The organism is Psychrobacter fozii (assembly GCF_003217155.1).
GTDB classification, from domain to species: Bacteria; Pseudomonadota; Gammaproteobacteria; order Pseudomonadales; family Moraxellaceae; genus Psychrobacter; species Psychrobacter fozii.
On record NZ_QJSU01000006.1, the window covers coordinates 134553 to 147508 of the forward strand.

The following is a 12956-nucleotide window of genomic DNA, read 5'->3' on the forward strand; positions in this document are numbered from 1 at the left end:
CCTAGAAAGGGTTTAAGCATTAATGTTTAAACCCTATATGGATATCCTTTACGATTCTACATTCACTCTGTAGCGGTTTAGTAGTTCGCTGACTATACTTTAAAGTACTTGAGGCGTAATGCATTGCCTAAGACAAAAACAGAAGACAGCGCCATGGCGCCTGCCGCAAAAATGGGTGAGAGCAGGATACCAAAGGCGGGATACAAGACACCTGCGGCAATCGGGATTAAAGCAACATTATAAATGAATGCCCAAGCCAGATTTTGTCTGATATTGCTGATGGTGGCTTTACTCAAGGCAATTGCAGTAGGCACACCTTGCAGACTACCTGACATTAGCACCACTTCAGCCGCCTCAATCGCAACGTCTGTGCCTGTACCAATAGCCAATCCAACATCGGATTGAGCCAATGCAGGGGCGTCATTGATACCATCACCAACAAATGCCACTCGGCCATATTGTTCTTGCAACTGGCGTATTGCATCTACCTTGCCTTCGGGTAGTACTTCTGCTACTACCTGATCGATATTTAATGTTGCGGCAATCGCTTGGGCGGTATGACGATTATCGCCTGTAATCATAGCTACTTTTAAGCCCAGCTGATGTAGTGCGGCAATGGCGGCATGAGTCGTCTCTTTAATAGGATCTGCAACGGCGATGATAGCGGCCAACTGCTGGCCAATAGATACATAGAGTGGGGTTTTACCTTCTTGCCCCAAACGTAGCGCATCTTGTTCAAAAGGCGCAACATCAAGCCCCAATTGTTGCATATAACGATCCGCGCCAATATGAATCACTTGGCCTGCCACGTTTGCTTGAATACCTAGACCAGTCATCGCCTCAAAGTCAGTGATAGGGAGCAGTTGAATATTCTGTTTTTCTGCGGCTTGTACAATGGCTAAGGCAATGGGATGCTCAGATTTTGCTTCAACCGATGCCACCACACGTAGGACTTGTTCTTTCTCAAACCCTTGTTGGACTTGGAAATCCGTTAACGTAGGTTTGCCTTCAGTCAATGTGCCTGTTTTATCAACGGCCACCACGCTCACGTCCTGAAGCATTTGTAGCGCTTCACCTTTACGGAATAGCACACCCAATTCGGCACCACGACCCGTACCGACCATAATAGAGGTGGGAGTGGCCAATCCCATTGCACAAGGGCAGGCTACAATAAGCACGGCAACCGCATTGATTAAACCAAAGGTTAAGGCAGGGTCAGGACCAAAAATCAACCAAACTATAAAGGTTAATGCTGATAAAAACATCACCGCTGGTACAAACCACATAGTGACTTTATCCACCAATGCTTGAATCGGTAATTTAGAGCCTTGGGCTTGTTCTACCATACGAATGATTTGTGCTAATACAGAATCTTCACCAATGGCCGTGGCTCGAATATTTACAGTGCCGTTTTGATTGATAGTACCGCCGACCACTTGAGCGCCTGCTTGTTTTTTTACAGGAACAGGTTCACCCGTAATCATCGATTCGTCAATATAGCTGTGACCGTCAACGACTTCGCCATCGATAGGCACACGCTCGCCTGGACGAATCTCAACTATCATTTGTGCAGTGACGTCCTCTACAGGGACTTCAATGACTTTGCCATCTTGATGTACACGGGCAGTCTTTGCCTGCATGCCTACTAAGTGCTGAATGGCTTGAGAAGTACGACCTTTTGCTTTTGCTTCAAAATAACGACCTAATAATATCAAGCTCACAATCATGGCAGCGGCTTCGTAATAGACGTGCACCGTGCCTTCAGGTAACGCTTGCGGGATAAATGTCGCTATGAGGGAAAAGCCATACGCTGCGATAGTACCAATCGCCACTAGCGAATTCATATCTGGCGCAAAACGCAATAAGGCTGGCACGCCTTTTTGATAAAAGCGTCGGCCTGGAAAGAGTAATACCAATGTGGTCAAAACAAACTGTATCAGCCAACTTTGCTGAGTGCCGAGGTTATTCACCACCCACATATGAAAGGCGGGAATCATATGCGAGCCCATTGCTAAAATGAATACGGGCAGTGACAACAGCGCAGAAAGCCCTAAATCTCGTTTAAGCTGATTTTGCTCCGAGGCTTTCTTATCTTGTCGATCACTTTGATCTTGTTCTACCAGTTTGGCCTCGTAGCCCGCTTTTTTGACCGCCTCAATCAATTTACTCGTTTGTATTTGAGCACCACCTTTAATCCAAGCGCGTTCAGTCGCAAGGTTTACAGTAGCTTGTTGCACGCCAGCGACTTTGGCCAAGGATTTTTCTACTCGTCCAACACACGATGCACAGCTCATGCCTTCTATGGATAGCTCGATAGGCTGGGTTTTAGTCACCTTATAGCCTGCGCGCTCTACCGCTTTGTTTAACTGGGCAACATCTACAGGTTGAGATGAGTAAACAGTCGCCTGTTCAGTGGCAAGGTTTATCTCGGCATTTTCAACATGCTCAATATTTTTTAATTGTTTTTCGATACGCCCAACACAAGAGGCGCAGCTCATGCCTTCAATGCTCAGCACTTCATGATAAGTAGGGGCTTTAGTATTTTTTGTTTTCATAACAACCTCTGTCGTTTTTAACTATATTTTTAATCTTATTTTCAAATCTATAGTGACAGCATATAGGTTGACATCATGGTAAGGTCAAGCGTATTTCTATAATACTTTCAAAACATTACTCCTGAACCGTGTTGTGATGACGAAGTAAGGGTGCGAAAGGTTTAAATGAGAGGAGTTGTAGATAACAAAGGAGGGTAAGAAGGGTATTGCCGATAACTTATCTCATGGAAACAAAGGCGGTACCTTACCTAGTGAGGACTTAAATGTTTGGCTGTAGGATAATGGTATCAATGCCTGATTTATTAGGACAATTCTAATGTACTTCATAGTGTACATGTAATTAGCTTATCGAATAATAGATAACATTATTTTGATTTACCATAGCAGTGCTTATGGTAAATCAGACATGACTCAATCCATCTTCAAAAATCTAAACTGTTATCTATTCGTTTAGTTTACCAAGCTTAAATATACGATTTTTTCAACATATAAAGCTTATTTAGAGATTGCGATGACTTGAATAATGACAATTACAATTATACAAATAACTAACAAAATACTGATATTTATCAGCCAACGTTTTTTTGATCCTTGACTGAACTGAGAGTGATATTGTTGTTTGTTTTGTGCCAGTAGTTCGGTTAATTGTTGTGGTACTTGGGTAGTTCTACCTTCAAAATGTGTTGCTGTATGTGGCATTTTTTCAATTAGATAACCATATTCATTAAAGTAATAGTTTTTATCATTTTTTAATAGGTAGTTACAGCCTTTTAATATTAGAAAATTGCTGACAAACTTATAGATCATAAATCCTAAAATCATCATAATAAAGAACGAACTTTTAAAAGAAGACTTCAATATTATATTTGGGAATAAAAAATAAAGTATACCAAATGATAATGACATAACAATCAGAAGGCTACCAAAGGCTATTTTTACTTGTTCGACTTTATTCAAAAGTCGATTATTTTTCTTTAAAAAACAATGTGCTACGATAAAACCACCTACTATAGCGCTGATAGATATCCCAATGGACTTGCCAATTATTAAGCCCAACATGATGGAAACGCTAATATCTAATATACCAAAACCTAAAATATACGGTATCAATGACACAGGTTGGTAACTTTGATGTTTCATAAAAATTAAATCCATTCAATTTATAATAGTTTAGAACTCACTCACTTTACTTTTTGATCAATATGATAAAGCTGTAGTTCTATTAATGTATACCCCAAGGGAACCAGCTACTTCAGCCTTCAAACCTATTAACAGACTGGTATAATGGAACCACTAATAATAGACCGCGAGCCCTAACACTCTAAACAATCCTTAATTGGACGTTTCTCAAATTGTAGAGCGTCCTTAGAAAATTGTTTATTAAAATCCTGAATTCACAGCATGACTTCATAACTCGTACTACGTCCTGAGGCATCAGATTTTTTTAACATGCCTTTTTCTACCAAGTCATTGATATCTCTCAATGCAGTATCAGCCGAACACTTGGTTATCGTTGCCCATTTTTTGGTGGTCAGCTTGCCATAAAAACTCGTTAGTAAGGTATTGAGCATAGTTACCTGTCTAGTGTTTAGAGCTTGTTGACGATGCGTCTGCCAAAATTTTGCTTTGCTGATAATCTTATTGGTTGTTGTCTGGGCAGATAGCAGTGCTTGCTCTAGCGTCTGTAGAAACCAAGTTAGCCACTCAGTCACATCGGAGTCGCCTTTTTGTGTGCGCTCTAGTATTTTATAATAGTCATTGCGCTGCTGGAGTATCTGAGCCGACATACTATAGAATCGCTGCTGACTATTATCACTTTGCGCCAGCACCCGCTCAGTGATGGCACGAGTTAAACGGCCATTGCCATCATCAAAAGGATGCAATGTGACAAACCATAAATGAGCGATACCGGCTTTGATAACCAGATCTAAGTCGTCTTGCGCATCTGCTGCTGTATTGAACCATAACAAGAAACGTTCTAACTCTATAGGCAGCCTCTCAGCACTTGGCGCTACAAAATGAATCTGTTCGCGCCCATAGCCGCCAGATACCACTTGCATAGGGCCTTTGCTATCATCACGGATTTCTCCTGTGTTAATACGATATAGACCGCTATACCCTGTTGGAAACAAAGCGTGATGCCATCCCAACAAGTCAGTCAGGGTCAGCGGTGACTGATAGCCATAAGTGGCTGCGAGCATCATCTCAACGATAGCATCAATCTCACGCGTCGCCGCTGGCATGTCACTAGTATCTATGCCCAAGTGACGCGCAACAGAGGAGCGTACCTGCTCATTATTCAGCGTTTCACCTTCAATCTCAGACGTTTTAACCACTTCAAGCGTCACCGCATCCAACTGTGCTTCAACGTTTAAATCAAACCCTAGTGTTGATAGCTGCCCGAGTAAATAACCTTGTAATATACGCACACGGCTAACCAATGGCAGCAATTGTTTATCTGACCAGTGCCACTGTGTCCAATCTGATCGCTCATGGTTGTATGTCACATATTTCATAACTTTCTCATAGATGCGGTGATTAATAATGCTATTCAATGCATATTATGCGGAGATTGTCACGGTTATTCAATGCATTTAGGATAAAGTAAGACGAATATAGGTCAAATACACTGCTTATGTTTACACCATGCAAAGCATTGATGCAAAAAACTCAGTAAGGTTATCAATAACCTTGAAATAGGGTAGGATAAATGACTAAGAATAAGATAAACTGCCTCCGCGAGCGTTGACTCGGTTCAGCGCATTTCAGATTGAGCAGCGATATTTTATTACTAGAAAGTAAAACCCCAATAATAAAGAACGTTGATAGCAGTGACAGAATCAGCTGTCATAAGTATTTTTGCTAGATTAATGATGAAAGCACACTTTATACAAGACCATTGATATTAAGGCACATCACTATGGAAGACGCACCAAACACGATAGAACAAAGACCCGTATTCATGCCCAAAGTCAACAGTGACAATTTGGTAAAAACAGACATGGTTATGTTTGAGCGACATGTGGGATTTGCAACCAGACAAAAGAAAAAATCCATCAATGACCTACAACAAGTCATTCGCAAAAAGTATGGATTTAAGCAAGTACTTGAGCTCTCTAGCAAGTCTGGCAATAAGCTGAGTTTTCCGCTAAGCCCGTTCAGCTTACAGATTACGGATGAGCATGATGGCAATCCATATAGTGTCGAAAATGCCTTTCAAGCCAGCATGATTTTTGAAGATGGTGGTCCTTATCTTGATCTGCTAACAGTAGCGCCAAGACAAGCCCGCAAAGATGAGCGACTCACCACCTCAGGCGAGCTCATTGGCTATAATTACTTTGGTATGGAGTGGGGCGTAGAGCCATTGACCACGTTTTATGACTGGCTGTACGTGAATGCTCTAAAGCAAAACCCTCAGCTGCATGAGGAGGTCATTCAATATCAAGGGTTCACTGATATCACTTTTAATCCTAAAAAGTCCATCCATAGTGCGGCATATGCGTTAGCGTTATTTGTGGCGCTGCATAAACGAGAGTTGCTCGATAATGTTGAAGATCCAATGACGTTTTATGACTTATGCAACGGTTTTAAGATCAGTAATACTGAGCACCTGTTGGAAGATGGTTGGGTCTAATAGTTAGACTACTGCATCCGTTAGTAGTTAGTAGTTAGTAGTTAGTAGTTAGTAGGCATTAGATAGCAGGCAGATATAACAAAAGAGCACAGAATATCCTCTGTGCTCTTTTTCGTTTATCAAATCAACATTCGCGCTAATTTTTTCTCGTTTGATGGCCATCTATCTTATTTTTATCTCCATTTTTGAAATGAGGATACACCCTAACATATCGAAAAAACCAATAAGTAGGGGTTGACAGAAAATCATCAGAGGTAGATACTACGCGTCATTGATAATAATGATTATCATTTACATTGTTATTCAATAAAAATAAGCAGTATTTTAAGAAGTAAGCGTCAACACTTACTTTTGAATGTTTATCCAAGACGACTGACAATAACAAGGCTAAAGCTATGGACACGATCCTTTTAGACAAACCACTTGATAACGAATGCTACTTACACCGTCAAGAACAATTTGAATCGAAGGTTCGCAGTTATCCACGTAAGCTACCTTTTGCGATTCAATCAGCCAAAGGGGCGTGGATTACTGATGTGGAAGGTAATGAGTATATCGACTGCCTATCAGGTGCTGGCACGCTGGCACTTGGACACAATCATCCCGTAGTCATAGAAAGCATCAAAGCGCTATTAGACAGCAACCTACCGATGCATACATTGGACATTACTACACCTTTAAAAGACAAATTCAGCGAGTTCATGTACAAACTACTCGCCACCAATAGCGATGAGTATTGCTTGCAGTTTTGTGGCCCGACGGGTGCTGATGCGGTAGAAGCGGCTATTAAACTGGCCAAACAAGTCACGGGTCGTTCAGGTGTTGTTAGCTTCAGCGGTGGCTATCATGGCATGACACATGGCGCGCTGGCGGTGACAGGGAACTTGGCACCTAAACAAGGTATCGAAGGTCTGATGAGCTCGGTACAGTTCTTACCTTATCCCAATATGTATCGCTGCGCGTTTGGCTTGCCTTTTGAGCAAAGCATTCATGCCCATATGAGCTACTTTGAAAACTTCCTAAAAGATGTAGAGAGTGGCGTGGTGAAACCAGCCGCGGTCATTTTGGAAGTTATACAAGGGGAAGGCGGTGTCAACCCTGCGCCCATAGAATGGCTGAAGCATGTGCGCCGAGTGACAAAAGAGCTAGGAATCATGCTGATCATCGATGAAGTACAAACAGGGTTTTGCCGTACAGGACGTTGGTTCGCTTATCAATATGCCGATATTGACCCTGATATGATTGTGATGTCAAAAGCAATCGGTGGTGGTCTGCCACTTGCAGTATTGGGTATCAAAAAACAATACGATGTATGGCAGGCAGGCAATCATTCTGGCACGTTTAGAGGCAATCAATTAGCCATGGCGACTGGCCTTGCCACTCTCAATTACTTAAAAGACAATAACGTTGCTGACTATGTTTTAGAAATAGGCGCATGGTTCATGTCGCAGCTAAAAATACGCCAACAGCGCTATCAAAAAATGGGCCAAGTCAGAGGACGTGGTCTCATGATTGGTATAGAGATTATCAATCCCAGCCTACCTAAGCAAAATGATGGTAGCTATCCAGCAGACAGCGATGTGGCTGCCAAAATCCAACAAGCGTGTTTCAAACATGGATTGGTGATTGAAAAGGGCGGGCGCGGTGGCACAGTACTGCGATTATTGCCGCCCCTCAATATAACCAAAGATGAGCTGCAGCAAGTCTTGCAAAGGCTTGATATGGCGCTAGAGGACAATCAATAGTCTTGCCAGCGCTTTAGCATGATTCACACATTTATAAAAAAGCTCTGATAACAACTCTAATAACGACTCTAATAATAAGTCACTTATTTGCGATTTATACCATCGTGGAATAAACAAGTGAGGATATTTTGCATTTATTAAATCAGCAAACCAGTGAGCAATATGTCACGCATATGCAAAAAACCAGCGCTGTCATCAAACAATGGCTAGACGACAATAATGTGTACTTGGGCGGCACGCCGCAACAAGTGCAAGCGACCAATACCTTTAGCATCCGTGAGCAAGGCCGAGACATCGACACGATACTCGCTGATATTCAAAGTAAGTTTTTACCCAGTTGTGTGTCGACGGCCAATGCGAATTGCTTAGCTCATTTGCATCCACCCACACTAGTTATTGGTCAGATTGCTGAGATGATTATCGCGGCTACTAACCAAAGTATGGACTCGTGGAATCAAAGTCCAGCAGCGACCTATATCGAAAAAGATTTGATCCATTGGCTGTGTCAACGTTGTGGGTTTGATGATATCTCTGGTGTCCTCTTTGATGAATGGACAGGTCATAACGCTGGTGGCGTCTTTACCAGTGGTGGTACGCAAAGTAATCTGATGGGTCTACTTTTAGCACGCAATCAATTCTATAAGGCTAAGGGCGTTGATGTGCAAAAGGACGGCCTGGTGGGTCAGCCTGTTGGCGCAATTCTGTGCTCAGACCAAGCACACTTTTCTATCGAAAAAAACGCGGCGCTATTGGGTTTGGGTCAAAAATCTGTCATTAAAGTAGCGACTGATGCATCAGGTGCCATGTTAATGTCTGATTTACAACATCAGATAAATCGGCTAGGTGCTGACAATGTGATGGCCATCATCGCAACTGCGGGCACAACGGATTTGGGTGCTATTGACCCTCTCATGGCTATTGGCAAAATTTGTCATGATGCACAGATATGGCTACATGTCGATGCGGCATGGGGTGGGGCATTGCTATTGTCACAGCGCTATCGACACTTGATTGAGGGGCTGAATCAAGCTGACTCTATCACCTTGGATTTTCACAAGCATTTCTTCTTACCGATCAGCTGCGGTGCTTTTCTCTTACGAGACAATCGAAATTTCGAGAGTATTCGCCATCATAGCGAGTATCTAAACTCTGCTGATGACGAACAAGACAATATCCCAAACTTGGTGACTTACTCTTTACAGACCACACGCCGTTTCGATGCCTTAAAGCTGTGGATGGCGCTGGACTTACTGGGAACGGATGACTATGGAGCCTTGATTGATAGCTGTCTGGATACTGCCAAGCAGGCGGCAAAGCTGATTGATGCAAATGAAAATTTTGTACTGGTACATGAGCCTATTATTAGCAGTGTTTTGTTTTACTTTGCACCCAAAGATACCGCGCTATCTGATAACCAACTCGCTCAGCTCAATCGTCACATTGCGCAAGAATTATTGGTCAATAATATCGCCAATGTGGCCACCACCCAGTTTAAGCAGTGCCTTTGCCTTAAATTCACCATTCTAAATCCCAATACCCAAATCAATGATATTGCAGACATCATTGAGCAGATGGCTATTACTGGTTTTAAGCAACTTAATTCTGACGACCTGAACGTTGATGGGAAGAAATAACATGATGCAGCACAAAACGCTTGATCGACTTACACTACAAAATCTAATCAATGCTTACTGTTTTGAAACTGGGCACGGCGATATTATTGCCGTAGAGCAGCAGGATGATATACAGAAGCAGGCCTCACAAAATAAGCCTCTATTAGTGCTAATGCTATTGCCTTCGAACACGGTAATGGTCGTACCTGTCGATAGAGTGAGCCAATTGGGTCAGCATCGTTTGGCGGGCACGCCGCTTATATTGAATAAGCAGGTAAGCATACGATCAGACTCAACATTAGACACGCAACTGGACGACCCTTTGCAAAATAGCCGATGGATAAAATCCTCTGCTATGAGCCTAGCATCTTTGATTATTGAAGACATTGTGCATCGTTATAAAGATAAAGCGACGCTAGATGCCAATGGCGTATTAAAGCGCTGGATTGAAAGTTATGAGGGGCTACAGATTATCTTAGAGCATCGCAATGATGAGATTGATGACATCATTGACTATCAGCAAGATTTTATTCAAACCGAACAAAACCTTATTTACGGTCATGCTATGCACCCTACACCCAAAGGCCGTGCTGGTTTTTATGGTGCCGAGTGGGCGAAGTATGCGCCCGAGACCAATAGCAAAACCCAGCTGCATTATTGGCTAGTGCACCCCAGCTGCATTACAGAAGAATTCGTAGATGGCGACAGCATTACCACAGCGCTCAAATCAAAGTTACAAGCTGATATGAGTGGCTATCAGCAGCAACTTGTGGATGAGTATCCAGACTATAAGCTGTTGCCATTGCACCCTTGGCAAGCAAGGTTTTTGCAGCAGCAGCCATGGTATCAAAAGCTGCTAGAACAAGGTCAATTGTTTGATTTGGGCGAGCTCGGGTGGCATTTGCATCCAACGACATCAGTACGCACACTGGCTGCCTTTGATGCGCCTTGGATGTTTAAACTGTCGTTGTCTGTGGCGATTACCAATTCGGTGCGGATTAACCTGCCCAAAGAATGTAAACGCGGTATGCATGCCTGCCGAATCTGGCGTAGCGACTATGGTACTCAGCTCAAGACCGAGTATCCTACGATTGCCGTATTGAATGACCCTGCTTGGATTGCCTTAAGTGTGGATGGAAAAATTATTGATGAGACCATTTGTATCTTACGTGACAACCCTTTTACAGAGGATACGCAAGTCACCAATCTTGCCAGCTTAAGCCAAGACCATCCAACCCGTCTTACCAATCGCTTAGAGACACTGTTTAAGTCTATCCATAAACAGACAGATGAACCTTTAGAACAGGTGGCTGTCCAGTGGTTTGACACTTATTTGCAAGTTGGTTTTATACCGCTGGTTCATATGTATTATCAGCATGGTATTGGTTTTGAGGTACATCAGCAAAACAGTCTCATCGAGCTAAAAGACGGCTATCCTACTAAGTTTTGGGCCAGAGACAATCAAGGCTTTGGCTATATTGCAGAGTATGCCACGCCGCTCATTGACACTTATCCCGAGCTGATTAGCGAAGGAGAGTGTGTCATTCCAGAAGACTTTGCTGACTCACGCTTTGCCTACTATCTAGTTGGCAACAGTATATTTGGTCTTATTACTGCTATTGCTCGTACTCAGCTTGTGAGTGAGGAGACATTAATCACGACGTTTAAAGAATGTCTAATGGCGTTAGAGCAACAATACCCGCATCGTTCGTTATTTGACTTGTTATTGCGTAGTCCTACATTACCGTTTAAGGGCAATCTACTCACCAGACTCTATGCACTCGATGAGCTGACCGCACCTGTTGAAACCCAGTCTATTTATGTCGATATCCCAAACCCCATGATGACGTAGCAAGTCATATTGAGACGGCAAAGATTAGCACACGATAAAAGTTAGGGTTCGACAAGAACTAGCAGCAGAATTAACGTGACCACCAAATCACTAAGGGGCGACCGTGTTAGATATTATTGGTATTGGCGTAGGGCCGTTTAATTTAAGTTTGGCGGCATTACTGACAAAGACCGACGTAACCGCCAAGTTTTTTGAGCAAAAAGCTGAGTTTAACTGGCATAAAGGCATGATATTGCCAAACACCACACTGCAAGTGCCTTTTATGGCAGACTTGGTGACGATGATAGACCCAACCAGTCCGTATTCTTTTTTGAATTATTTGCATACTCAGCACCGATTGCTCAAGTTTTACTTTTTAGAAGAGTTTAAAATTTATCGTAAAGAATACAATCACTATTGCCAATGGGTAGCAGGGCAACTGGATAGTCTGAATTTTGATGCGGCAGTGATAGACGTGGCGTTTGACGATAGCAATGATGGATTTGTGGTGACCGTCTGTGAGCAGGGCATGCAAAACACCTATCATGCTAAAAATTTAGTTATAGGGACGGGCACACAGGCCACGCTACCACCATCATTGCAGGACATTGCCAAACAAGCGCCTAACCGCTGTATGCACACCGCCCATTTTGCAGATAATTTTGACTTGGACAGCCTCAATAATGTTAGTAGCCTTGATCTGAATAGCACCAAGACAGACAACAAGCTGACTAAAGTATTGGTACTGGGATCTGGGCAGTCCTCAGCAGAGGTCTATCGAACGCTGTTTGATCAGCAGTTTGATGGCGATGATAGTACTAATGACAACCCTAAGTTTCAGCTAGATTGGATGACTCGCTCGGCAGGATTTTTCCCCATGGAATACTCCCCATTAGGTTTAGAGCATTTTAGCCCGGCGTATACAGATTACTTTTATGATTTAGACTCAGCAACCAAGCCACAAGTTATTGCCAAGCAAGACCTGCTCTATAAAGGCATGGGCTTTGAGACCATACGCGATATTTATCACCGTCTCTATGAGCGTAGTATTACCAATCAAGATTTGTATTCGACGTTGCTATCCAACTGTGAAGTGGTTGAGGCTACTCTGACAACAATGCTAGAAGTGCCAGAGCCGACAGACACCATAAAACTGGTAGGTAGACAGCGTGAACAGAATCAAGATTTTACTGCTGAGTATGACTGTGTGATTGCTGGTACAGGCTATCGTTACGGTCTGCCTGAGTGTTTAAACACGATACTGCCTAGCATCGCGCACGATGAGTTTGATCAGCCAGTCATTGATAGAGACTATGCACTGAAATATGTGCTGACGGATCAAAAAGACATCGCGACTGATGGCAATATTTTTGTACAAAACCAAGAGGTCCATACTCATGGCGTTGGCGCACCAGACTTGGGGCTGGGTGCTTATCGAGCAGGATGTATCATCAATCAGTTAACAGGTGAGCAGACCTACGACACTGACGCCTTAAAAGTATTTCAAAAATTTGGCGCGTAGTGTTTTATAAGACTCGTATTTCATAAAAATCCTATTAATCACATAACTGTATAACA

8 protein-coding genes are annotated in these 12956 nt (G+C 42.8%); 5 read left to right on the top strand and 3 right to left on the bottom strand.

Annotation, left to right across the window (positions count from 1 at the left end; genetic code table 11):
- Positions 1-92 precede the first annotated feature (92 nt).
- From DFP82_RS09255 to DFP82_RS09265, 3 genes are all read right to left on the bottom strand, one after another.
- Positions 93-2555 (bottom strand): heavy metal translocating P-type ATPase, encoded by a 2463-nt coding sequence (locus DFP82_RS09255; protein ID WP_110923449.1) that lies wholly within the window; start codon positions 2553-2555, stop codon positions 93-95.
- A gap of 495 nt (positions 2556-3050) precedes the next feature.
- Positions 3051-3695 (bottom strand): ABZJ_00895 family protein, encoded by a 645-nt coding sequence (locus tag DFP82_RS09260; RefSeq protein WP_110923450.1) that lies wholly within the window; start codon positions 3693-3695, stop codon positions 3051-3053.
- A gap of 254 nt (positions 3696-3949) precedes the next feature.
- Complete coding sequence (locus DFP82_RS09265; RefSeq protein WP_110923451.1) at positions 3950-5071, bottom strand: Fic family protein; 1122 nt, start codon at positions 5069-5071, stop codon at positions 3950-3952.
- Between the two features lie 404 nt (positions 5072-5475).
- On the opposite strand from DFP82_RS09265, the gene DFP82_RS09270 reads away from it, so the two are divergent.
- The 5 genes from DFP82_RS09270 to DFP82_RS09290 all read left to right on the top strand — a co-directional run bounded on the left by DFP82_RS09270 (position 5476) and on the right by DFP82_RS09290 (position 12900).
- Positions 5476-6189 (top strand): DarT1-associated NADAR antitoxin family protein, encoded by a 714-nt coding sequence (locus DFP82_RS09270; protein ID WP_110923452.1) that lies wholly within the window; start codon positions 5476-5478, stop codon positions 6187-6189.
- A gap of 395 nt (positions 6190-6584) precedes the next feature.
- Positions 6585-7934, top strand: a complete 1350-nt coding sequence (locus tag DFP82_RS09275) for a diaminobutyrate--2-oxoglutarate transaminase family protein (RefSeq protein WP_110923453.1) — start codon at positions 6585-6587, stop codon at positions 7932-7934.
- Positions 7935-8062: 128 nt separating this feature from the next.
- Positions 8063-9568 (top strand): pyridoxal phosphate-dependent decarboxylase family protein, encoded by a 1506-nt coding sequence (locus DFP82_RS09280; RefSeq protein WP_220034734.1) that lies wholly within the window; start codon positions 8063-8065, stop codon positions 9566-9568.
- 1 nt (position 9569) lies between these two features.
- Positions 9570-11399, top strand: coding sequence for an IucA/IucC family protein (locus DFP82_RS09285; protein WP_110923454.1), 1830 nt, complete (start codon positions 9570-9572; stop codon positions 11397-11399).
- A 103-nt stretch (positions 11400-11502) separates the two neighbouring features.
- The gene (locus tag DFP82_RS09290; RefSeq protein WP_110923455.1) at positions 11503-12900 is read left to right on the top strand and encodes a lysine N(6)-hydroxylase/L-ornithine N(5)-oxygenase family protein; all 1398 of its coding nucleotides are present in this window, start codon (positions 11503-11505) and stop codon (positions 12898-12900) included.
- Positions 12901-12956: the final 56 nt, after the last annotated feature.